Raw genomic sequence first — 22,592 nt, forward strand, 5'->3', positions numbered from 1 at the left:
AAAAATCCTCGGATCCGGGCGGATCTGCTGATACGCCCATATTGCCACGCTGTCCGCCCGACGGCGCGGTTTACGCCGCAGGCGGAGCGGTGTTATGCCCCAAAAGTTCGGCGAGGAACGGACCTGCCGTCCGGTGGCGGGCAAAGAGCCCTCCCGTGAGGGCCTTCGTACCGCGCAGTGGTTCCCGGGTTGGCACGCGCTGAAGCCGGCCGTAGCCCGGCACATCGAAGATGACAGAGTCCCAGCTGGCCCCCACCACGTCTTTGCCGAAGCTGCTGATGCACCGTCCGCGGAAGAAAGCACGCGTGTCCGACGGCGGTTCGGTCATCGCCGCGGCGATGGCAACGTCGTCGACGATCCGCTGCATGCGGTTCCTTGCCAGGAACCGGTAATACAGTCCCTTCTCCGGCCTGATGTCTGCCCACTGGAGGTCCACGAGGCCGAGCCTTGCGTCACCCCAGGCAAGGTTGTCGCGGTTCCGGTAACCGTCGAGAAGGGAGAGTTTGGCCAGCCACTCCACGGAGGTGGCCGCCGCGCTCCTGTCGGAATCGAGCTGGGTCAACGTGGCAGCCCAGCGCTCCAGCACCTCATGTGTATGGCCGTCCCCGTCCACGGCATCGGCAACGCCGGTGTCCTGCGCCAGTTTTGCGGCCGCCTCGTAGTACATCCATTGCAGGTCCAGGGCCGTCACGCGGCGCCCGTCCAGCAGCCTGAGTTTGGCTGTCAGCGACGTATCGTGGCTGACTGTCTGGAGGGCTGCGACGGGTTCGTGGACCTCCACCTTGGGCGCCAGCCCGGCCTCGATCAGGCTCAGGACCATGGCCGTGGTGCCGAACTTGAGGTAGTTAGAGGACTGGCTCAGGTTGGCGTCACCGATGATCACATGCAGGCGCCGGTATTTGTCGGCGGTGGCGTGCGGCTCATCCCGGGTATTGATGATCGGACGCCGGATGGTGGTTTCCAGGCCCACCTCCGCCTCGAAGAAGTCTGCGCGCTGGCTGATCTGGTACCCGGGCGTTGAGCTGTCCTGCCCCAGGCCCACCCGCCCGGCGCCGCATATGATCTGCCGCGTGACGAAGAATGGCGTCAGCCCGCGAACAATGTCCCCGAAGGGCACCGAGCGCGGCATGAGGTAGTTCTCGTGGGAGCCGTAGGAGACGGACTTGTTGTCCGTATTGTTTTTGTACAGGTTGACCGGGGGCAGCCCGGGATCCGCGGCCAGGCGGCGGACGGCCGCCAGCGCGACGAGGTCCCCGGCGGCATCCCAGATCACCGCATCGCGGGGGTTGGTCACCTCGGCACTGGAATACTCCGGGTGGGCATGATCTACGTACAAACGGGCTCCGTTGCCCAAGACCATGTTCATCAGGAGACTGCCGGACTCATCCTCGCCGTCCAGTTCCAATTCCTCGCGGCCGTAGGCCAGCGCCACCGCTTCAGCGTCGAGTACCGGCGGCTGGTCAGTCAGCTGGCTGGGGTGGGCCGAGGCCCGCTCCAAGGTCCAGCCACGGGCGTCGTGGAGGGGCTCCTCGTCCGTGTAGTCCCACCGGGTCTCCGCCCCTCCCGCTGCCCTTTGCCGCGTTACCTGCGCATAAGCCTGGACAACGCGGGCGGACATCATGGTCGCGTTAGCTCCGGGCGCGGACGGGGCGTGGATGCCGTATTCCGTTTCCGCCCCCATGACGCGCATGGCCCCGCCGGCCGGGAGCGCTCCCCCGCCGGCGCGTTCCGGGCCTGCCGTCACAGGTACTGTCCCGTGTTCGGCATCGTTTCGATGGACTTGCCGGGCTCCTGGCCTGCCTTACCCTGCACGATCGTGCGGATGTAGGTGATCCGCTCCCCCTTTTTGCCCGAGATCCGGGCCCAGTCGTCCGGGTTGGTGGTGTTGGGCATGTCCTCGTGCTCGCGGAATTCATCCACCACGGCACGCAGCAGGTGCTCGATCCGGAGACCTTTCTGGTGCAGGGTCAGGAGATCCTTGATGGCGTACTTCTTGGCCCGGTCCACGACGTTTTGGACCACGGCGCCTGAGTTGAAGTCCTTGAAGTAGAGCATCTCCGTATCGCCGTTGGCGTAGGTGACCTCCAGGTACTCGTTGGACTTCTCCGTGGAGTACATGGCTTCAACCGTGCGCTGGACCATGGCGTCCACCGTCGCCTGGACGTCGCCGCTGTGTTCGGCGAGGTCGGACTCGTGGAACGGCAGGTCCGTGGTGATGTATTTGTTGAAGATGTCAGCCGCGGCCTCGGCATCCGGGCGCTGGATCTTGACTTTCACGTCCAGGCGGCCGGGACGGAGGATGGCGGGGTCGATCATGTCCTCCCGGTTGGATGCGCCGATCACAATAACGTTGTCCAGCCGCTCCACGCCGTCGATCTCACTCAGCAGCTGCGGGACTATGGTGGTCTCGACGTCGGAGGAGATCCCGGTTCCGCGCGTACGGAACAGAGAATCCATTTCATCAAAGAAAACCACCACGGGGCTGCCGTCAGACGCCTTCTCGCGCGCCCGGGAGAAGATCAGGCGGATGTGGCGCTCCGTCTCGCCCACGTACTTGTCCAGAAGCTCCGGACCCTTGATGTTGAGGAAGTAGCTCTTCAGGTCCACATTGCCGGACCGCTCCGCCGCACGGGCGGCGAGGGAGTTGGCAACAGCCTTCGCGATCAGGGTCTTGCCGCAACCTGGCGGGCCGTACAACAGAATGCCCTTCGGAGCTTTCAGCCCATGCTCGCGGTAGAGGTCCGGGTGCAGGAACGGCAGTTCCACGGCGTCCCGGATCTGCTCGATCTGCGGACCAAGGCCCCCGATGTCCTCGTACGTGATATCGGGGACTTCTTCGAGGACCAGGTTCTCCACTTCGGAGCGGGGCACTTTTTCGAGGGCGTAACCGGTACGCGAGTCGATGGACAGTGCGTCCCCCACCCTGAGCTTTTCGGTGAGCAGGGCTCCGGAGAGCCTGATGACGCGTTCCTCGTCGGCCCGCCCCACCACCAATGCGCGGTCCGTTCCGAGCATTTCCTTGAGGGTTGCGAGTTCGCCGGCGCGTTCATAGCCGAGGCCGGCCACAATCAGCAGTGCCTCGTTAAGGAGGACCTCCTGGCCGACCGCCAGCTGGTTGATATTGACCAGGGGGCTGATGCCTACCCGCATCTTCCTGCCGGCGTTGAAAATGTCCACCGATTCCTCGGTGGCAGCCTGGCCGCTGTTGCCCGGTGACGACAGCCGCCTGGGATTGAGCTGGAGGACGGTGCCGAAGCTGTACGGGGGCTGGCCCTCCTGGTCCAGGGCATTTTTCAGCCGCAGGATCTCGGCCTTGGCCGCTTCCAGCATGCTGACCAGCTTGGCATTGTTCTGCGTGGCGGCTGCCAGCTGGCGGTCAATGTGCCTGAGTTTGTCGCGGAGGACATTGGCCTGCCGGTCCACAGCCGACAGTTCGCTGGCGGCCGACTGCTCCGCCGGTGTGCGTCCGGAGTCCTGATTCGGCGTCTCCATGGTGCATCAGCCCCTTCCTGCTCGTCTTCTTAGACCTTAGCCCCAAGTTGGCAGGTACTGCTGGAGACTCCCGAAATGTGGACTAGTTCGTGATCTCCGGTTCGTCCTTGACGTTGGTGCCGGCAATGGCATCGCGCGCGGCTCGGCGGAGCTTTTTGTCGGAGACCAGGCGTTCGCCGACGGCACCGGGTGTCCACGCGTTGACGTCGTCTTCGTTGAAGCCAGTCTTCGAGGGACGGCGCTTGACGGAGATGCCGGTGACGCCGTCGGCAAGCCGGCGGGTAACCAGCAGGAAGCCGGTGTGGGCAACCATGCGGTGGTCCGGACGGACGGCCAGGCCCTCGAGGTGCCAGCCGCGGACCATGGACTCCCAGGCGTCGGGCTCGGTGAAGCGGCCGTCAGCCCTGATGGCCTCCGCCGTCCGGGACAGCTGGGTGACCGTGGCCACGTAATTGATCCAGACGCCGCCGGGAGCGAGGACGGTGGCGACGGCGTCGAGGCATTCCCAGGGTGCCAGCATGTCCAGCACTACACGGTCCACGGACCCGGGCGCCTCGCTGCGGACCACTTCCTCCTGGAAGTCGCCGAGGGAAATCTTCCATGCCGGGTGCGGGCCGCCAAAGATGGTTTCCACGTTCCCCCGGGCAATGTCCGCAAATTCCTCACGGCGCTCGAAGGAGTGCAGGTAGCCGTTGTCGCCAACGGCCCGGAGCAGCGAGATGGACAGCGCTCCCGAGCCAACGCCTGCCTCAACAACCCTGGCGCCGGGGAAGATATCAGCCATGGTGACGATCTGGCCGGCGTCCTTCGGGTAGACCACTGCGGCGCCACGCGGCATGGAGAGGACAAAATCCGAGAGGAGCGGGCGCAGCGTCTGGTACTGCTGGCCGACGTTGTTCACGACGACTGAGCCGTCAGCTTTTCCGATGATCTCGTCGTGGTTCAGGAAGCCGCGGTGCGTGTGGAAGGCGCCGCCGCTTTCGAGGGTGATGGTGTTCATGCGGCCCCGCTCGTCGGTCAGCTGGACCCGTTCCCCTTCACGGAAAGGTCCGCGGCGGCGGGCGGCTCCCACCGGCTGGGTGCCTTTGGCGGCAACACCGGTGGTGGATGGTGCTGCGGCTTCGGCGACAGATTCGCTGCTCATGGATTTTCCTCGCTCCTGTAAAACTGTGGGGCCACGCATCGAAATAGGTCCGTCCGGTGCGGCTGAGGCCTCCGGGCGGCCACGCGGCGGCAATGCACGGCCGGCACGTAACTCTACCGGCTTTGACCCTGCGGATGCCTATTTGACCGGTCAGCCTTGCCGGTGATCGCGGCCACCACTGCGTTCTGCGCGAGAAGGCCGGTCACCGATCCACGAGGGTCCACCACTGCATATTCGTGACCGTCAAGCTGGGAAATGTACTGGATCAGCTCCTGCCCCTGAGACGACTCAGGCACATAGGCTCCCGCCGCGAGAGCATAGGACACTGCCGTGGCAGGCGTGGAACCGGCAGCGTCGTCAGGAACGGCGGCGAGGGCCCCGGCGTCCACAACACCCTGCGGGCGTCCCTCCGGCCCGCAGACCACAACGGCCCGTGAGCCGTCTGGTGACAGCCTGCGGATGTCCGCCACGGTGGCGGTGGCTGGAATTCCGACGGCGGGAGCCGCCAGGGCAGCGGCGCTGACCAGGTGCATCCTTCCGCGCAGTGTGCCCTGCTGGATTGACGTACTGGCACCCATCCAGAGGAAGCCGCCGACGAGGATAGTGATCATCAGAAGGCTGAAGTCAGGTGTCTCACCGGCCAGCAGCGGCCGGGCAATGAACCATAAGCCCAGCGTCACCACGATGACTCGGCCCGCCCAGCCGGCGGCGACGGTGCCTTTGGCCTGGCTCCCGGTTGCTTTCCACACGGCCGATTCCACGATCCTGCCGCCGTCCAGCGGGAGTCCGGGCAGGACATTGAAGACGCCGATGACGAAGTTGGCCCACATAAAGATGTTCGTGAGGATCTCGGCCACGGTGCCCATGCTGGTGGTGGAGAGGGCCACCCAGGCACAGCCGGCGAGGACCAGGTTGGCCGCCGGGCCTGCCAGGGCCACGATGACCGAGCGCGCCGGCGTCGCCGTGAAATTCTCAAACTGGGTGTGGCCGCCCCAGAGATTCAACACGATCTTCTGCGTGGGCCAGCCGTAGATCTTGGCCGTGAGGGCGTGCGCCAGTTCGTGGACCAGGACGGAGATCAGGAGCAGCAAGGCGTACGCGAACGCCATGTAGTACGCGGAGATGCCCAGTGCCGGATTCTGCTCCAACAGCAGGGGCCCGTAGACAATGACGGTAAAGGCGGCAATCACAAACCACGAGTAAGCCAGAATGACCGGGATTCCGGCGATCCGGCCGAGCGGTATTCCTTCGCGGCGGGCGGGGGCCGGCGCGGAACTCATGACGGGCTCCCCGACACGGGCACGGCAGGTCCAGTCGCCGCGGCGGCCAGGCTGCCCGCTGCGATGGCCTCCAGTTCGGACACGGTGCGGCCGGCCAGGGATTCCCAGATGGTGTGCCTGGGATCTTCTGGGATCGGGACAATGTGCGGAATGGCCACAGTGGCGACGCCAGATGCCACAGCCGAGGCCACTCCCGGTGCCGAATCCTCCAGTGCGACGCAGTGTTCTACGGTCAGGTCCGGGTCCGCCTCCTGAAGCAGCTCCACAGCCTTCAGGTACGCTTCCGGGTGCGGCTTGCCCTGGGCGACGGTGTCCCCCGTGACCAGGAATTCGAAGTAGGGCTTGGGCAGGCTTTCCACAATTTCGCGGGCCAACGGCTCCTCTGACATGGTCACCAGCGCACACCGCACACCGGCGCGGTGCAGGTCATCCAGCAGTTCCCTCGCCCCGGGACGCCAGGGAACAGCGCGCTGGACGCTCCTGATGACCTCAGCGGTCAGGGTGTCGATGATCTCCCGGCGCTCCAGCCTGACGCCGGCCGCTTGCAGGATTCCGGCCGAATATGTCAGTGACTGTCCCACGAGCTGCATGGCCTGCCCGTGCGACCAGGTGCCGCCATGGGCTTCCACGAGGGCGTGCTCTGCCGCAATCCAATAGCGTTCCGTGTCCACAATGGTGCCGTCCATATCCCAAAGAACGGCTTTGAGCGGGGAAACGGGGGGTGAGGATCGCATGGATTCAGTCTACGGGGCGCACCTGAACGCAGGCCGTGCGGTACGCCCTCGGCGAATATCAGCATTGCGTTCGGGCGCCCATGAGCCCCGGCGCGCCTTTTGGCCCTTCATTCGATGCGTCCCGCCGGTTCTTGGACGTAGGGTAATGGGATGAATAGCTTCGACGGAGACACCACGGAACCGGGTGCCGCACCTGAAACGGAGCAGTTCCTGCTGCCAGTGGCGGACGGGGAGCGCATTACTGTGATGCTGGCCGCATTTGAAGGCTGGAACGATGCCGGCGAAGCCGCCAGTGACTCGTTGCGCTATCTGAACAGGATTTGGGGCGGCAAGAAGGTCGCGTCCATTGACGCCGACGAATACTACGATTTCCAGTTCACCCGTCCCACGGTCCGCAGGAACGCCTCGGGTGAACGCAAGATCAAGTGGCCATCCACGCGGATCTACAAGGCCAGTGCGCCGGATTCGAATGTGGACGTCATTTTCGTCCAGGGCATTGAGCCGTCCTACAAGTGGCGGGCCTATACGGCGGAGCTGCTGGTCCACGCAGAAGCGCTGAAGGTGGACTACGTGGTCCTGGTGGGGGCCCTTCTGGCAGACATTCCGCACAGCAGACCGATTCCGGTCAGCACATCCTCGGACGACGCCGTGTTGCGGGAGCGCCTCAACCTTGAAGCCTCCCAGTATGAAGGTCCCGTCGGCATCGTGGGAGTACTGTCCGAAGTGTCACTCCTGGCAGGCCTTCCCACTGTTTCCCTCTGGGCCGCAGTCCCGCATTACGTGGCCCAAGCCCCGTCACCCAAGGCGCAACTGGCTCTCCTCCACCGGGTCGAGGAGCTGATCCAGGTCCCGCTGGACACCCACGAACTGGCCGAAGAGGCCGCCGCGTGGGAGCGTGGCGTCGATGAGTTGGCTACCGAGGACCCGGAGATCGCCGCTTACGTCCGGCAACTGGAAGAGGCAAAGGACACCGCCGACCTCCCGGAGGCGAGCGGTGAATCCATCGCACGGGAGTTCGAGCGCTACCTCAAGCGTCGTGGCCGGGACAAACCCTAAAGCACGACGCCGAGCAAGGCGTCCAGCGTGTCACTGACCAGCGCCTGATCATGCTGGCAGCCCGCTGCCGCGGCGGCGTCTGCCGAGGCGGCCCAGCGGTCAACAGCTTCCAGTGCGGCCGGGGCGTTCAGGTCAGCCGCAAGGGCGGACCGCATTTCCGCGATCAGGCCGGACGCCGATCCTTCCGGCGCAGTGGCGAGTGCGCGGCGCCACGCAGCCAGCCGGTCCTTCGCAGCCGCAAACCCGTCCGCGGTCCAGGACCAGTCTGAACGGTAGTGGTGGGCCAGGATGGCCAGGCGGATGGCTGCTGGATCTTCACCCGCGGCCCGAAGTTTCGACACCAGGACCAGGTTGCCCTTGGACTTGCTCATCTTTTCGCCGTCCAGGCCCACCATGCCGGCATGGGCATAGTGGTGGGCCAGCGGCACTTCGGCGAGGGAATATGCGTGACCGGCGCCCATCTCGTGATGGGGGAAGATGAGGTCTGAGCCGCCGCCCTGGACAGTGAAGGGAGCCGGCAGGTAGTGCTGCGCGATGACCGTGCACTCGATGTGCCAGCCAGGCCTGCCCTGGCCCAGCTCGCCGCCCGGCCAGCTGGGCTCGCCGTCGCGGGCAACCCGCCAGAGCAGGGGGTCCAGCGCCTGCCGCTTGCCGGCCCGGCCTGGGTCGCCGCCGCGTTCGGCGAACAGTTCAAGCATTTCGGCTTCACCGAGGCGGGAGATGGAGCCCAGGGTCCAGGCGTCAGGGGCGACCGTCTGCTTTCCGGCAGCTTCGACGTCGTAGTAGACGTCGCCGTCGGGCTCCCCTGCCGCTCCCGGCACGCGGTAGGCCAGACCCACACGGACCAGCCGTTCGATGGCCGGAACAATGATGTCAACTGACTCGACGGCACCCACGTAGTGGTCCGGCGAGAGGACGTTCAGGGCCTCCATGTCGGTCTGGAAGAGTTCAATCTGGCTCGCGGCCAGGTCCCGCCAGTCCACACCGGTGGCAGTCGCGCGCTCCAGCAGGGGGTCGTCTACGTCGGTGACGTTTTGGACGTAGGAAACCTGCTGGCCGGCGTCACGCCAGGCCCTGTTCAGGAGGTCAAACGCTACGTAGCTGGCCGCATGGCCCATGTGCGTCGCGTCATAGGGAGTTATCCCGCAGACGTACATGGATTGCTCTCCCCCGGCCCGGAGCGTGACCTCACTCCCCTTGGCGGTGTCGAACAGCCGGATGGCAGGCATGGCGCCGGGCAGCGCAGGGACAGGGCGGGAGGTCCAGGATTTCACAGCCTAAGCCTACGGCTAGGCGCTGATGACATTGAAACCGAGCAAAAGATACAGGGCCAGGCCCAGGAAGATCCGGTACCAGACAAAGAGCCGGTAGCTTCGGGTGGAAATGAATTTGAGGAACCAACCGATGATCATGTAACCCACCACAAGGGCGATGACGGTGGCCAGCGCCGTCTCCGGAAGACCGTAAGGGCCGGTGATGCCATCCTTGGAGACCACCTTGTACAGCTGGTAAAGGCCGCTGCCGAAGACCGCCGGGATAGCCAGCAGGAACGAATACCGCGCGGCGGCTTCGCGTGTGTAGCCCATAAGGAGACCCGCGGTGATGGTGCCGCCGGATCGCGAAACCCCAGGAATAAGAGCCAGCGCCTGCGCAAAGCCATACAGGATTCCGTGCTTGTACGTCAGCCCGGACAGATCACGCTCCTGCTTTCCTATAGCGTCAGCCACTGCCAGGATGAGACCGAAAACAATCAGCATCGTCGCCACGAGCCAAAGGCTCCTCAGCACCGACTCAATCTGGTCCTGGAACAGCAGACCCAGCACGATGATGGGGAGGCTGCCCAGGATCACCAGCCAGCCCATGCGGGCATCCGGGTCCTGCCGGGAGACCTTTCCGGCCAGCGATCCCGCCCACGCCCTGACGATCCGCACGATGTCGCGCCAGAAATAGATCACCACCGCCGTTTCGGTACCAAGCTGCGTGATGGCGGTAAACGCGGCCCCGGGATCGGACGCTTTGGGAAGGAACTGCCCCACAATCCGCAGGTGCGCGCTCGATGAAATCGGTAGAAATTCGGTCAGTCCCTGCACTAGGCCCAGCAGGGCCGCCTCAAACCAGTTCACGCTAAGACCCTACGTCATTGACCCTGTAGATTCCCCGTAAGCTTGCAGCTATGCAGCAGCGTTACGTCGGCAACAGTGGATTGCGAGTCTCCGCCCTTTCCCTCGGCACCATGTCCTGGTCCAGCGATACCGACGAACAGGACGCCTCGGAAATATTGCGGACATTTATCGATGGTGGCGGAAAACTCATAGATACCGCGGCGTCATACGCCGACGGCCGCGCAGAGGCGATGATCGGTTCCCTCCTGGGTGACGTTGTCTCCCGCACTGAAGTCTGCATTTCCACCAAAGCGGGGATGTCGACGTCGGACGGCCGGCGCACGGTGGACACGTCGCGCAATGCGATGCTCTCCGGCCTGGACGCCAGCCTGGCGAGACTGGGGACTGACTACGTGGATATCTGGTTTGCCCAGGCATGGGACGGCAATGTCCCGCTGGACGAGACCCTGTCTGCGCTTGAATTCGCGCTCCGGAGCGGCCGCGCCCGCTATGCGGGCATCTCCAACTTCAACGGGTGGCAAAGCGCCAAAGCCGCGGCAGTGGCCGGGTTTCCGCTCGTAGCCGCGCAGGCTGAATATTCACTGCTGCAGCGAAAAGCTGAAGCGGAACTGGTTCCCGCCGTCGAAGATGCCGGTCTGGGGCTGATGGCCTGGGCGCCGTTGGGACGCGGCGTCCTGACCGGCAAGTACCGTGGCGCCATCCCGGCCGATTCCCGTGCGGCAAGAACAGACTCCGCACCCTACGTAGAGCCGTACCTGGCGGCGCAGCCGTCCAGCGTTGTGGAAGCCGTGTCGATGGCTGCCAAGGGTCTGGGCCGCACACCGCTGGACGTTTCGCTGAGCTGGCTTTTGTCCCAGCATGGCGTGGCCACGGCCATCATCGGGCCCAGGACTCCCGTGCAGGCTAAAGAAATCATGGCCGCCCAACTAACCCGGCTGCCGCCTGAAATTGCCGGCGCGCTTGAGGACGTTTCCCTGCCCGGCTGACACGCCGTTCAGGGCCGCCGCGTTAGGGCGTTGCCCGGCGCTGGTGGCGTGGAGTTCTCAGTCCTTGAGGATTTCCAGGTCTTCGTCGTCGTCGATGCTGGCTTCATCGTCGTCATCTTCTTCATCATCGAAGACCTGAAGGGGTGTAACTTCGCTGTAAGCCTCGTAGAGTGCGTCTTCATAAACCTCGAACGCATCCGCGACCGCAAAAAAAGCCGCTTCCACCGCGGGATCGCCATCGCCACGCCGGTTGGATGCTGCTATAAGGTGTTCTTCCAAGGCGGTTGTCAAGGACTGAAGCGCGACACGCGGATCGATGCTCATGACTTCACGTTAGCCGGAAAAGGACGAAAATGGAGAGCAATGAAGGAACATTTTCTCACCAGCTCGGTCCAGCGGGAACGGGACATTCTGAGGCAGTACGAGTACCTCGTTCTGACGGTCAGCCCTGACGATTCACTGCCCGACGCCAGGCGCCGGCTCGTGGAGCACTCCGAGTACGGCAAGTGGGAGCTGGAACGCAGCAAGCTGTATTTGGGCGGGGGCAGGCGCTTCTGGCTCCGCCGCCGGGTCATGCAGGTCCATCGGACCGTGTAGGGATTCACCGGCCAGCGGCCCGTTCAAGCCTCGAACGGACCCAGCCAGGCGTTCGCCACGGTGTTGTGCGCCGACTCATCGTCTGACGGGTGGAACATCCCCGCCAGCACATCCCGGTACAGGCGTTCAAGTTCCGACCCACGAAAGTAGCTAGACCCGCCGCTGACCCTGATGGCCAGGTCCACAACGCGGCGGGCCGTTTCAGTTGCGTTAACCTTCAGCCCCACAAGTTTGGGAAACCACTGCGGCCCGTGCTCAACGAGCGCATCGACATCGCGGGTTACGGTCAGCAGCTGGGGGTAGAGGATATCCATGGCCATGGCGCCTTCCGCGATCTTCCAGCGGATGTCCGGATCCTGCGCATAGCTTCGGCCGGCATACTTGAACGACGTCCGGCGCTTGACAGCCTCAACACCGAGGTTCAGGGCACGCTCTCCGATGCCGGTGTACACGGCAGCCAGCAACGACTCGAAGCAAGCGAAAATGGCGAAAATGAACGGATCGGCGTTGGGTCCCACCGGGAGTTTGCGGAAGATCCGCTCCGGCGGGACCTCGACGCCGTCCAGGACGGTGGTGCTTGACTGGCTGGCACGCATGCCCAAGGCGTTCCAGTCATCCAGGATGGAGTAGCCCGCGGCCTCCCGGATAATGAAGCCGTGCACCAATTCCCCTTCGCTTCCCCTGGCCTGGGCGTCCTTGCCGAAGATTCCCAGGCGGGTCCAGGCGGGCGAAAGACTCGTGAAGATCTTGGTACCCGTGAAGCTGTACGCTCCGCCCGGCAGGGGGACGGCTGCCGTTTTTGAATCGAAGAGGACCGAATCGTTGCCGGCTTCGGAATTGCCGAAGGCAAAGATCTCGCCGTGGGCAGTCTCCTGCAGGACGAAGTCAAGGGAATGGTCCCCCCTTGCGGCGAGGACGTGGGCGACGCCGGTCCAGACCAGATGCATGTTGATGGCCAAGGCGGTGGCCGGGGCCGCCGTTGCCAGCCGCCGCTGGCACTGCGCTGCCGCCTCGAGCCCAAGCCCCAGGCCGCCGTCGGACGCTGGCACAAAGAGCTTGAGGTAGCGGGCGGCGGACAGCTCCGCAAGGTCTTCAAAGAAGAAGCTGTTGTCCCGGTCATAGCCCGCAGCACGGCCGCGGATGGCCTCGAGCAAGGGCTCCGGCAGGACTTCCTCGGGAGTCATGTCCGGGCCGGCTCAGTAATTCGTGAGGAGCGTGTTGAGCACCCGGGCGCCGAACTTCAGCGAGTCCACCGGGACCCGCTCGTCCACGCCGTGGAACATCCCGGTGAAATCGAGATCGTCGGGCAGCTGGAGGGGAGCGAAGCCGTAGCCGGTGATACCCAGCCGGCTCAGTGATTTGTTGTCCGTGCCGCCGGAGAGCGTATAGGGAAGTACTTTCGCCCCAGGGTCCTCGGTGTGCAGGGCGTCAATCATGGAATCCACCAGGTTTCCGGCGAACGGGACCTCGAGCGAGACGTCGCTGTGCACGTAGCTGACTTCGACACCGGAACCGGCAAGCTCCCGCACAACCTCCAGCACGTGGTCCTGCTGGCCCGGGAGCGTCCGGCAGTCCACAAGGGCCTCAGCCGATTCCGGGATGACGTTGTGCTTGTAGCCGCCCTTGAGCAGCGTGGGGTTGGTGGTGTTCTGCAGGGTTGCCCCCACAAAACGCGCCACGGTGCCGAGCTGGTCCAGCAGGCGGTCCGGATTGTCCGGATCGAATTCCACCCCTGTGAGTTCGGTCACGCCGTCCAGGAACTGCCGCGTGGTGGGCGTCAGCTCAATTGGCCACTTGTATTCGCCGATCCGGGTTACCGCAGCAGCCAGCCGGGTGACGGCGTTCTCCGTATTGATCTGGGAGCCGTGGCCAGCCCGGCCGTGCGCCACCAGGCGGAGCCAGGAGATGCCCTTCTCAGCCGTCTGGAGGAGGTACGTGCGCTGCCCGCCGATGGTTGCCGAGAAGCCGCCTACCTCGGAGATGGCTTCGGTTGCGCCTTCGAAGAGCTCGGGCCGCTTGTCGACGGCGTAGCGGGCACCGTACTCACCACCGGCTTCCTCGTCGGCGAAGAAGGCAAAGATAATGTCGCGCTTGGGCTTGCGCCCGGATCTGGCCAAATCCCGCATCACGGCAAGGATCATGGCGTCCATGTCCTTCATGTCCACGGCTCCGCGGCCCCAGATGAGTCCATCCTTGAGTTCAGCACCAAAAGGATCCACCGACCACTGTTCACGCAGGGCGGGAACAACATCAAGGTGCCCGTGCACCACCAACGCGCTGGCGGACGGATCTTCACCGGCCATCCGGGTGACAACACTTGCCCGGCCGGGCGCGGACTCGAAGATCTCGGCAGAGAGGCCTACTTCCTCGATCAGCCCGGCTGTGTATTCGGCGGCCACCCGCTCCCCCGGCCCCGAACCGTCACCGTAGTTCGAGGTATCTATCCGGATGAGTTCCTGGCAGATCCGGACAACTTCATCCTCGGCACGGATGTTAGACATAGAAACTCCTTGGGCAGTGGGAAGGCTGCAAACAACCTGCGTTCTCGTGTGCCTTCAGCCTACCCATCCGCCCCGATTCCATGTTTCCGGAAAGTTCGTGTTAGAGTTTTTCTCGCTGCTTCGGAGAAAAGCGAAACGCTGAAAGGCGTAGACGTTGTCCGAATTACCACCTGCGCGGGTGGCGGAATGGCAGACGCGCTAGCTTGAGGTGCTAGTCCTCGAAAGGGGGTGGGGGTTCAAGTCCCCCTCCGCGCACAAATGGGAAAACCCCTGAAATCCATGGATTTCAGGGGTTTTTTCTGGTTCCATCCGCGGCCCAAGCTGGAGCCGTGAATCCAACCCCGCCGCCTGGCCCGCTTGAAGTCGTCGTCCACTCCGGGCCGGCCGACTGGTGGGTGATCCTTGCCGGGCTTGGACCCTTGGCTGTCCTGATCGCTGCGCGTGACGCTCGATGAGCGCCTAGGACGGGTTACTCCGCCGCAGACCAAAACGTTGGCTAAGGAACCCATCTGAGCCCCAACTGGCAGCGGCTGTTCGCTGGTCTTTTTCAATCCTGGGCACCAGCGTGCCCAATGTCACCCGACGCCGATCCCAGCAGGTGTCCGCACGGAAATATAGGCGACGCAGAGAAATTTTCTTGCCAGACTATTGGGGAATACCCGCCGGATGCTGTACGTTGCATACGCGACAGACGAACCAAAGAAAAGAGATACACCTAAGTGGCAACCGATTACGACGAACTTCGCTCCGACGTCAAGGAGTCGCAGGACAACTCACTCGAGGCACTGCAGTCCGCCAATGCACCGGACGCCCGCAGTGTCGTCCTCGAGCTCGATGAGGCCGACGGGCTGGATGGCGCCGGCGTTCCCGGGGGCGAATTCGTTGCCGAGGAATTGGTCGTGCAGGTTATCCCGCAGGCTGAGGACGAGTTCACGTGCTACTCCTGCTTCCTGGTCCGGCACCGCTCCCAGATTGCGCGGCAGAAAGACGGACACAGCTACTGCACTGACTGCGAAGGCTGATTCAAGAACACCGGAACTATTCCGTGGCGGGCCGGTTCCGCCAACAGGAAGTTAAGGCACGCCCACATTCAGTAGGCGTGCCTTTCCTGCTAACAGGCTTCATCTGACGGCTCAGGCTAGACGGCTGCGGACGATCTCGCTGACCGCCTTACCGTCGAAGCGCCCGGCGACCTTGGCCGTAACAGGCTTCATCACGGCACCCAGCTGACGGATGCCGGGCTCCACGCCTTCATTCCTCAGCCCGGCGATCGTCTCGTCAACAATCTCCTCGACTTCAGCGGCTGTCAACGGCTGCGGCAGGTAGGCTTCAATAATTTCCGCCTCGGCGATCTCAGCCGCCGCCCGCTCGGGTTCGCCGGCGTCAGTGTAGATCCTTGCTGTATCGCGACGCTTGGCGGCCTCCTTCTGCAACAGCGACGTCACCTGGGCGTCGTCCAGGACAATGGGCGCCTTTCCCGACTTCTCCCGTGTCTCGATCTCGCCCAGGACATTGCGCACCGTTGTCAGGGCGGTTTTGTTCCGCTCCTTCATGTGCATCACAACATCGGCGTGCAGGCGTTCCTTCAAAGTGGTCACGGCATTCCTCGATTCGTTGAGCGCCCCAAGCCGGCAGGGCAGCAGGACAGCGGTGAACCATCCCTCTAGTACCGTAGAGGGCTATGGCTGACAATCACTACTCCGGGCACTACTCCGGGTCCGGCGGGGAATGACCGTGATTCCCGATCAATTGTGGCAACGGATCATTGAAGCCTTCAGCCATGCCGCCATCCCCCATGTCACGGTGGCCGAACTGGCTGTGGTACTGGCGCTGGCAACGGCACTCTCCATCCCCCGGGCCACCTGGAAGTACTTTGGACTCCTGGCCACCGCCACACACGAACTAGGCCATGCCTTCGCCGCCGTCATGAGCGGCCAACGACTGAGCGGGATCCGGCTCCGGTTGGACCACTCAGGCACAACCACCAGTTACAGCCGTGGCCGGGCTGCCGCCGTCTGGTCGGGATTCTGGGGCTATCCTGTTCCTGCCCTGACCGGCGCCGCCCTGGTCACCTCCGGTTTTGCCGGCTGGGGTCCGGCTGCCTTGGCCACGGGAACCCTTATCCTCCTGGCTTCACTCTTGTTCATCAGGAACTTCGCGGGGCTGCTGATCACCGGCCTTGCCGTCGCAGGGGGCGGGTTGCTGGTCCTCGTTGTGCCGAGCAACTTCACTGGCCACGTTGCAATCGTTCTTGGCGTGGCACTGCTGGTGGCCGCCGTCCGGGACCTCGCGAAGCTCACCAATGTGCACCTGCGGCGCCGTGACGGGCTGGCCAGTTCCGACGCCTATCTGCTGTACCGCGCAACGTCCATACCCTCCGGCATTTGGATCTCGCTCTTTGCCGCCGTTATTGCCGGGTCCTGGCTGGTCGCCTGGCAGCCCGTCTCGGCAATCCTGGCCGCCGGAGCCTAGGCTGGTCCGCATGAGCCGGGAATCTTCCAGCGGGCCGCAGGCCATGACGCCACCGTTGCCGACACCACGGACACCAGTACCGAACACAACACCCGCGGCGCGCCTAGTAGTACTTAGTTAGGTCGGCGTGGCGGCTTTTAATCCCTGACCGATCCTGTTAATTTTCGAGGCATGAAACCGGATGAGCTTGCCGAGACCAAAGCGGAACTGGAAGCGTTCGTTCAGGATGTGTTGGCGTCGCTTCCGCGTAAGGATCAGCGGAACAAGGGGAACCTGTATCTGCACGGTCTGATGCTGGACGGGCGGCGGAAATCGATGCAGCCGATGGGCGGCCGGCTCGGGGTCGATTACCAGCAGCTGCAGCAGTTCGTCTCGTCCTCGCAGTGGAAGCTCGAGCCGGTACGCCGGGTCCTGGTGCGCAGGGCCGTCGAGGTGATCGGCCCCGACGCGTGGGTTGTCGACGATACCGGGTTCAAGAAGGACGGCAGCTCCTCTCCCTGTGTTGCGCGGCAGTATTCGGGTACGTTGGGCAAGATCGGCAACTGCCAGATCGCCGTCAGCATCCACGCGGCCACCGACCAGGCGTCCTGCCCGTTGGACTGGCGCCTCTATGTGCCGGAAGCCTGGGATGACACGTCCGCAGACACGAACGCCCACGCCGAAATGATCGCCGCCCGCCGGGCCAAGGCGCAGATCCCCGAGGGCCAACGCCATCGTACGAAGTGGGCGATGGCGTTGGAGATGATCGACGAACTCGGCGCCTGGGGCTACCGGCCCCCGATCATGGTCGGGGACGCCGGCTATGGGGAGATCACCGCGTTCCGGTCCGGGCTCAGCGAACGGGCGATCCCCTACATGGTCGCCGTCAAGCACTCGACGACCGCGCACCTCCAAGACACTCCCATCGGCGTGGCCGAGTACGCCGGCAAAGGCCCCCGCTCACACCAGCGCCGCTACCTGGACGCCCCCACATCACTGAAAGACCTCGTCATGGACGCCGGCCGCCGGAAGCTACATCAGGTCACCTGGAGGCACGGCACCAAGTCCACCACCAGCAACAAACACGCCTCGATGACCTCCCGGTTCATCGCACAACGGGTCCGGGCAGCCAACCGCGACATCCCCCGCGCCGAGGACGGTTCCCTCCCCGCCGAGTGGCTGCTCGCCGAATGGCCCAAAGGCGCACCCGCACCCACCGACTACTGGCTCTCCACATTGCCGGAGACGACACCGCTGAAGGAACTCGTCCGGATCGCCAAAATCCGGTGGCGCATCGAGCACGACTACCGCGAACTGAAAACCGGGCTCGGGCTCGACCACTTCGAAGGCCGCACCTGGCTCGGCTGGCACCACCACGCCACGCTCGTCACCGCGGCCCATTTATTCATCACCACACTGCGCCTGACACGCCCAAAAGCGCCTGGGGCGGCCTGAGTCTCTACGGCATCCTCGGCGAGCTCCAACACCTCGTCGCCGTCCGGACCGGATACTGCCCCTACTGCCAGCCACGATCCCCAACCTAACTAAGTACTACTAGGTGACCGGCGGTGCCGAATTCAACCGGGACACCAGTTACATTAAGGACCGGATCACCCACGACGGCCGCCCCGGCGTCAATGGCGAGCGCCCTGGCGAAGACGTTGCCCCCGGGCACGGAGCGGCCACACATCAGGAAAGCGCTTTCCGACAGGGTAGGCTAGGTCCATGCAGAAATCTCATGGCTTTGCGGCGCCCGGCTACGAAGGTGTTTCGGATCTGTTTGAGGCCCTGCTCGCCGCCGATCCGCAATATAGCGCCCAACTGGCCGCCTACCGGGACGGCGTGAAGATACTGGACCTGGCTGGCGGGCCCCACATCACAGCCGACTCCATCACCGGGGCGTACTCAGTCTCCAAGGGCGCGGCGGCCCTGGTAATTTCCCTACTCGTCCAGGACGGGCTGCTGGACCTTGACCGGGCAGTGGCCTACTACTGGCCCGAGTTCGGAGTCCACGGCAAGGACCGGTTGCTGGTGCGTGAAGCCCTGTCCCATCAGGCGGGTCTGATCGGCGTCGTGGGTGGATTCGCCTTGGCCGAATTCACCACTTCCAGGGCCGCGGCAAGATTGGCAGCGGCGAGTCCGGCATGGCGTCCCGGCAGTTGCTTCGGCTACCACGCCCTTACCATCGGAATCATCATGGAGGAACTCTGCCGGCGGGTAACGGGAACCAGCCTGCAGAGCCTCTTTGACCACCGCATCCGCACGGCCTATGGCATCGATTTCTTCCTGGGACTGCCCGAAGAGCTGGAACCGCGCTACCGCGACGTCCTCTACGACGTCGATCCCCTGCAGCCGTGGCTGGATCCACTAAGTCTGGAAGGGCTTAACAGCAACGCGGCAGTCAGCTCAATCATGGAACTTCCCAATCAACGGGCCGTGCGCGCCGCGGGGATGAGTGCCGCCGGCGGTGTGGGTACGGCGGAGGGCCTGGCCAGGCTGTACGCCACGGCCATCACCGGCGTGGACGGACGGTCCCCCTTGTTGACCCCTGAGACTGCCAGCGCCATGTCCCAGGAGCAGGTGTGGGGTCTGGACCGCATGTCCGGACTGGACAACGCCTTCGCCGTGGTCTTTATGAAGCCACACGTGTCGCGGAATTTCGGCAGCCACCGCGCCTTCGGCCACGAAGGAGCAAACGCTGCCCTGGGTTTCGCCGATCCCGCCTACGGTCTCGGTTTCGGATACATTCCGCAGCGGGCGGAAGACGGACGTACGCAGGGCAAAGCGCATCGGCTGGCTGCGGAAGTCCGGCGGGCCGCGTCCGCCTTGTCCTAGCAGACGGCTGCACTTAGTGTGGGGCGGATGGGTGACACTCACGCGCAGCCGCAGCGCCGGCCAGCCGTTGGAACCCGCCTCCTGAGGAATTCGGTGGCCGGTCTCTCGTCGGCATTCACGGTACATCGCCTGCAACTGGCGGCGAAGGCAGCTTTAGCCGCCGGCCTCGCTTTTGCTATTGCTCCCCGGATGCCGGGATCCGCTGCAGAGTATCCGTATTATGCACCGCTGGGCGCATTGGTGTCCATGTACCACAACGTGGTCGGATCCGTTCGTCAGGGTCTCCAGGCGCTGGTCGGTCTCGCCCTGGGCATCGGACTCGCCTTCGCACTGGTCAGTATCGGTGATCCGTCACCGCTGGCTGTCGCGGTCTTTATGGGAATCGGTGTGCTGCTCGGCGGCCTTCCCCGGATCGGCTCCGGCAGCGATTGGATTCCGACGGCGGCGCTGCTGGTACTGCTGGTGGGTGGAAGCAACCGGGACGATTTTTCCTTTGGCTACCTCATTCAGATGGGCGTCGGCGTCGCGGTGGGCATCGCCGTCAACTTCCTGGTCTTTCCTCCGCTGCACTTCAATGCGGCAGCCACCAGCCTGGGCAAACTACGCTGGCCCTCGGGCGGCAACTATCTGACATGGGAACGGCCCTGACTGAAAAGTGGCCTCCCGAGCATGAGGACTGGTCCCGCCGGTCCACCGAGCTGGCCGAAGCAGCAAGCACCGTCCGTCATCGGGTCCAAGAGGCTGACGCGAGCCGCCGCGCCAATCCGCGCCGGCGGTTCCATCCTCGCGATGTGGATCTCGACTACCGCAACCTTCGTGATCTGGAGCGGGTGACGTTCCACATCCAGGACATGACAGAAGTCCTGGCCGATGTGATCTGGACAGACGACGCACCTTACACGGTGCCTTTCAAAGAAAGTTCACCGCTGGCAGCAGCCATGACCGCCACTGGTGAACTCCTGGCCTCGTTCGACGGCGGGGATGAAGCAGAGCAGCGGCGGCTCTTCGCTGCCGCGAAGTCAGCGGTGGAGGCCGGCATGGCAGCGGTTGCGGAGCGGGCCCAGACAGATTCGGCCGTGACAGCGTCCGAGTCCATCCTTCTGAGCCTCCACCGGGTTCTCCGCGCTGTGCGGCCGGCGTCCTAGAGCGGTGCCACGGAGCCGCTGAAGTGGCGGCGGCCAGAGCGGTGGTTCCACGCCACAAATTCGGACCGCTGCCAGCCTTCGCCAGGCGTCTGCCCAGTGGAGATATCCAGGGCAACGCGGGCCGGCAGGAAGACTGGCGCTTCGAACGTGACCTCCCATGTGAACGTTTCGCCCTTGGCCGGCCCGACTTCCGCGAGGGCCCTCGATGCAAGGTACATCCCGTGCGCGATGGAGCGTCGCATGCCCAGGGCTTTGGCCGAGAGTACGCTCAGGTGGATCGGGTTGAAGTCGCCTGAAACGGCGGCATAGGCCCGGCCGGTATCGACCCCCAAATGCCATATCGCTGTGGGGTCCGGAGGCGTGAATTCGGCCTGGCCGTTGTGGGGCGTCGGCTTGTCGATGCCGGGGAGGAATACACCCTTGGCCAGGTAGGAGGAGCGCCCGGTCCATTTGATGTCGGGCGTACCGGCGCCACGGACCTCGGCGACCACGTCGAGTTGTGTGCCGGCCCGATGGCCCTGGAGGTTCTCCACCCTGGCCTGGATGTCCAGGGCTTCGGTGAAGAGCACCGGCGCCCTCTGTTCCACATGGTTGCTGAGGTGGATCATGCCCAGGAGCGGCAGCGGGAAATCGTCGCGGTTCATCACGCTCATGGCCAGCGGGAATGCCAGTGCGTGGAGGTAGCCGGCCGGCAGGGTGTCCCTGGCAGTCAGCCCGATGAGGTGCTGGTACGCGGTGAGGTTGCCGACGTCGGCCGTTACCCCGCGCACTTCGTGGCCGGTCGCCGGAAGGCTGGATCCGTTGTGGGTCCCCAGCACGCGGCGTCGAGCCGCCTGCGCGGCGGCGTTGACGTACAGCTTGGACAGGGACGGCATCTCCCCCAGGATGACCGGCTGGACCGTATTCATGCCCCCACCAGGTTCTGTCCGCAGACCCGGAGAACGTCGCCGTTGATGCCCCCGGCGGCGTCGCTCGCCAGGAAGGCGATGGCCTCCGCGACGTCGGACGGCTGGCCGCCCTGCTGCAGGGAGTTCAGCCGCCTGCCCACTTCGCGGACGGCAAACGGAATCCGCGCTGTCATGTCTGTTTCGATGAAGCCGGGCGCCACCGCGTTGATGGTCCCTCCGTTCGCCGCCAGAAGGGGTGCAGACGCGCGCACCATACCCATCACCCCGCCCTTGGACGCAGCGTAGTTGGTCTGGCCGCGGTTGCCCGCTATGCCGCTGGTGGACGCAACCGACACAATCCGTGGTTCGTTGCGGAAGTGTTCAGAGGCGAGGAGCGCTTCGTTGATCCTGAGCTGGGCGGCAATGTTGATGTTGAGGACGGAGTTCCAGCGGGCGTGGTCCATGTTGGCCAGCAGCTTGTCCCGGGTAATGCCGGCGTTGTGGATGACGATGTCCAGCCGGCCGTGACGCTGAACGGCGTGGTCGATGATCCGCTGGCCGGCATCTGCGCTGCTGATATCCAGTTGAAGCGCCGTGCCGCGGACTTCGTTGGCAACAGCAGCCAAATGGTCCCCGGCTGCCGGGATGTCAACGAGGACCAGGGTGGCCCCGTCCCGGTGGAGCGTCCGGGCAATAGCCGCACCGATGCCGCGGGCGGCGCCGGTGACCACGGCAACCTTGCCGGCGAGCGGCTTCTCGAAGTCAGGGGGCAGATGGCCCTGCTCGGATGCGACAGTAAGGAACTGGCCGTCCACAAATGCCGACCGGCCGGACAAAAAGAACCGCAGGGCGGCAAGAGCGCTGGGGCTGGTGCTCTGGACCCCCTCTGCCAGGAGGATGCCGTTCGCTGTTGCGCCGGCCCGGAGTTCTTTGGCCAGGGACCGCAGGAAGCCATCCACGCCTTGCCGGGCAGCCGACTGTGCAGGGGACCCGGTTTCGGGGGCAGGCCGGGAGATGGTGACGACGCGGGCGCTCGGTCCGAGATCACGCAGGGAGGACGCCGCGGACAGCACAGGCTTTTCAAGGTCCTCGGGCCGGGACAGCTCATCCAGGACCAGAATGATTGCGCCCAGCTTTTCGCGGGGCACGGCGTGACGCCGCACGTCCAGGTCCCAAGAGAGCAGCGTGGCAGCCAGTTCGTCGGCTCCGGCGGTGTTGCCCTGGACCAGGACGGGACCGGCGGCCAGGGGCTGGCCCGGCTTGTAGCGGCGCAGCAGCGCAGGCTGGGGCAGGCCCAGGCGCTTAGCGATGTTCCTGCCCACACCCTGGTTGACCAGGGTGGTGTATTTATCCGTCATCCG

23 protein-coding genes and 1 tRNA gene are annotated in these 22,592 nt (G+C 64.5%); 11 read left to right on the forward strand and 13 right to left on the reverse strand.

The window, feature by feature from the left end; translation table 11 throughout:
• Positions 1-70 precede the first annotated feature (70 nt).
• The 5 genes from dop to ACQCSW_RS10960 form a co-directional block, all read right to left on the reverse strand.
• The gene (gene dop / locus ACQCSW_RS10940) at positions 71-1,744 is read right to left on the reverse strand and encodes a depupylase/deamidase Dop (RefSeq protein WP_426985825.1); all 1,674 of its coding nucleotides are present in this window, start codon (positions 1,742-1,744) and stop codon (positions 71-73) included.
• Positions 1,741-3,492 (reverse strand): proteasome ATPase, encoded by a 1,752-nt coding sequence (arc, locus tag ACQCSW_RS10945; RefSeq protein WP_426985827.1) that lies wholly within the window; start codon positions 3,490-3,492, stop codon positions 1,741-1,743. Before arc ends, dop begins: the two co-directional genes overlap by 4 nt.
• Before the next feature lie 82 nt (positions 3,493-3,574).
• Entirely contained in the window at positions 3,575-4,636 is a 1,062-nt protein-coding gene (locus tag ACQCSW_RS10950) for a tRNA (adenine-N1)-methyltransferase (protein ID WP_426985829.1), read from the reverse strand.
• Between the two features lie 113 nt (positions 4,637-4,749).
• A complete protein-coding gene (locus ACQCSW_RS10955) occupies positions 4,750-5,916 on the reverse strand; it encodes a site-2 protease family protein (protein WP_426985831.1) in 1,167 nt (388 codons plus the stop codon).
• A complete protein-coding gene (locus ACQCSW_RS10960) occupies positions 5,913-6,602 on the reverse strand; it encodes an HAD family hydrolase (protein ID WP_354250312.1) in 690 nt (229 codons plus the stop codon). Before ACQCSW_RS10960 ends, ACQCSW_RS10955 begins: the two co-directional genes overlap by 4 nt.
• A gap of 198 nt (positions 6,603-6,800) precedes the next feature.
• Here ACQCSW_RS10960 and ACQCSW_RS10965 point away from each other — a divergent pair, with 198 nt between their 5' ends.
• Complete coding sequence (locus ACQCSW_RS10965) at positions 6,801-7,706, forward strand: PAC2 family protein (RefSeq protein ID WP_111907593.1); 906 nt, start codon at positions 6,801-6,803, stop codon at positions 7,704-7,706.
• Here the strand turns inward: ACQCSW_RS10965 and mshC are convergent.
• A complete protein-coding gene (gene mshC, locus ACQCSW_RS10970) occupies positions 7,703-8,980 on the reverse strand; it encodes a cysteine--1-D-myo-inosityl 2-amino-2-deoxy-alpha-D-glucopyranoside ligase (protein WP_426985833.1) in 1,278 nt (425 codons plus the stop codon). The genes ACQCSW_RS10965 and mshC overlap by 4 nt on opposite strands.
• A gap of 15 nt (positions 8,981-8,995) precedes the next feature.
• Positions 8,996-9,829 carry an undecaprenyl-diphosphate phosphatase gene (locus ACQCSW_RS10975; RefSeq protein WP_426985835.1) on the reverse strand — a complete coding sequence of 278 codons (834 nt, stop codon included), beginning with the start codon at positions 9,827-9,829 and terminating at the stop codon, positions 8,996-8,998.
• A 50-nt stretch (positions 9,830-9,879) separates the two neighbouring features.
• Between ACQCSW_RS10975 and ACQCSW_RS10980 the strand changes: the two genes are divergently transcribed.
• Positions 9,880-10,815 carry an aldo/keto reductase gene (locus ACQCSW_RS10980; RefSeq protein WP_426985837.1) on the forward strand — a complete coding sequence of 312 codons (936 nt, stop codon included), beginning with the start codon at positions 9,880-9,882 and terminating at the stop codon, positions 10,813-10,815.
• A 57-nt stretch (positions 10,816-10,872) separates the two neighbouring features.
• Here ACQCSW_RS10980 and ACQCSW_RS10985 read toward each other — a convergent pair whose 3' ends face one another.
• Positions 10,873-11,139 (reverse strand): hypothetical protein, encoded by a 267-nt coding sequence (locus tag ACQCSW_RS10985; RefSeq protein ID WP_111907589.1) that lies wholly within the window; start codon positions 11,137-11,139, stop codon positions 10,873-10,875.
• Between the two features lie 39 nt (positions 11,140-11,178).
• On the opposite strand from ACQCSW_RS10985, the gene ACQCSW_RS10990 reads away from it, so the two are divergent.
• A complete protein-coding gene (locus tag ACQCSW_RS10990) occupies positions 11,179-11,412 on the forward strand; it encodes a DUF5703 family protein (RefSeq protein WP_426985840.1) in 234 nt (77 codons plus the stop codon).
• A gap of 23 nt (positions 11,413-11,435) precedes the next feature.
• On the opposite strand, the gene ACQCSW_RS10995 is transcribed toward ACQCSW_RS10990, so the two are convergent.
• Positions 11,436-12,596: an acyl-CoA dehydrogenase family protein gene (locus ACQCSW_RS10995; RefSeq protein WP_426985842.1), complete on the reverse strand. Its 1,161-nt coding sequence runs from the start codon at positions 12,594-12,596 to the stop codon at positions 11,436-11,438.
• Between the two features lie 12 nt (positions 12,597-12,608).
• The gene (locus ACQCSW_RS11000) at positions 12,609-13,913 is read right to left on the reverse strand and encodes a M20/M25/M40 family metallo-hydrolase (RefSeq protein WP_426985844.1); all 1,305 of its coding nucleotides are present in this window, start codon (positions 13,911-13,913) and stop codon (positions 12,609-12,611) included.
• Between the two features lie 172 nt (positions 13,914-14,085).
• Between ACQCSW_RS11000 and ACQCSW_RS11005 the strand changes: the two genes are divergently transcribed.
• From ACQCSW_RS11005 to ACQCSW_RS11015, 3 genes are all read left to right on the forward strand, one after another.
• Positions 14,086-14,168: transfer RNA gene (locus ACQCSW_RS11005), tRNA-Leu, on the forward strand.
• A gap of 74 nt (positions 14,169-14,242) precedes the next feature.
• Complete coding sequence (locus tag ACQCSW_RS11010) at positions 14,243-14,368, forward strand: hypothetical protein (RefSeq protein WP_426985846.1); 126 nt, start codon at positions 14,243-14,245, stop codon at positions 14,366-14,368.
• A gap of 264 nt (positions 14,369-14,632) precedes the next feature.
• A complete protein-coding gene (locus ACQCSW_RS11015) occupies positions 14,633-14,935 on the forward strand; it encodes a DUF4193 domain-containing protein (protein ID WP_056339942.1) in 303 nt (100 codons plus the stop codon).
• Between the two features lie 111 nt (positions 14,936-15,046).
• Here ACQCSW_RS11015 and ACQCSW_RS11020 read toward each other — a convergent pair whose 3' ends face one another.
• Complete coding sequence (locus ACQCSW_RS11020; protein ID WP_426985848.1) at positions 15,047-15,511, reverse strand: GatB/YqeY domain-containing protein; 465 nt, start codon at positions 15,509-15,511, stop codon at positions 15,047-15,049.
• A 130-nt stretch (positions 15,512-15,641) separates the two neighbouring features.
• On the opposite strand from ACQCSW_RS11020, the gene ACQCSW_RS11025 reads away from it, so the two are divergent.
• From ACQCSW_RS11025 to ACQCSW_RS11045, 5 genes are all read left to right on the forward strand, one after another.
• Positions 15,642-16,385, forward strand: coding sequence for a M50 family metallopeptidase (locus tag ACQCSW_RS11025; RefSeq protein ID WP_426985850.1), 744 nt, complete (start codon positions 15,642-15,644; stop codon positions 16,383-16,385).
• Positions 16,386-16,556: 171 nt separating this feature from the next.
• The gene (locus ACQCSW_RS11030) at positions 16,557-17,819 is read left to right on the forward strand and encodes an IS701 family transposase (protein WP_426985852.1); all 1,263 of its coding nucleotides are present in this window, start codon (positions 16,557-16,559) and stop codon (positions 17,817-17,819) included.
• Between the two features lie 270 nt (positions 17,820-18,089).
• Complete coding sequence (locus tag ACQCSW_RS11035) at positions 18,090-19,199, forward strand: serine hydrolase domain-containing protein (protein WP_426985854.1); 1,110 nt, start codon at positions 18,090-18,092, stop codon at positions 19,197-19,199.
• Positions 19,200-19,226: 27 nt separating this feature from the next.
• The gene (locus ACQCSW_RS11040) at positions 19,227-19,847 is read left to right on the forward strand and encodes an FUSC family protein (protein ID WP_426985856.1); all 621 of its coding nucleotides are present in this window, start codon (positions 19,227-19,229) and stop codon (positions 19,845-19,847) included.
• Positions 19,832-20,344 (forward strand): hypothetical protein, encoded by a 513-nt coding sequence (locus tag ACQCSW_RS11045; protein ID WP_426985858.1) that lies wholly within the window; start codon positions 19,832-19,834, stop codon positions 20,342-20,344. Before ACQCSW_RS11040 ends, ACQCSW_RS11045 begins: the two co-directional genes overlap by 16 nt.
• On the opposite strand, the gene ACQCSW_RS11050 is transcribed toward ACQCSW_RS11045, so the two are convergent.
• Complete coding sequence (locus tag ACQCSW_RS11050) at positions 20,341-21,252, reverse strand: MaoC family dehydratase (RefSeq protein WP_426985860.1); 912 nt, start codon at positions 21,250-21,252, stop codon at positions 20,341-20,343. The two genes, ACQCSW_RS11045 and ACQCSW_RS11050, sit on opposite strands and share 4 nt — an antisense overlap.
• Positions 21,249-22,589 carry a 3-oxoacyl-ACP reductase gene (locus tag ACQCSW_RS11055; RefSeq protein WP_426985862.1) on the reverse strand — a complete coding sequence of 447 codons (1,341 nt, stop codon included), beginning with the start codon at positions 22,587-22,589 and terminating at the stop codon, positions 21,249-21,251. Before ACQCSW_RS11055 ends, ACQCSW_RS11050 begins: the two co-directional genes overlap by 4 nt.
• Positions 22,590-22,592 lie beyond the last annotated feature (3 nt).

The organism is Pseudarthrobacter sp. Y6, from assembly GCF_050156205.1.
Taxonomy (GTDB): domain Bacteria; phylum Actinomycetota; class Actinomycetes; order Actinomycetales; family Micrococcaceae; genus Arthrobacter.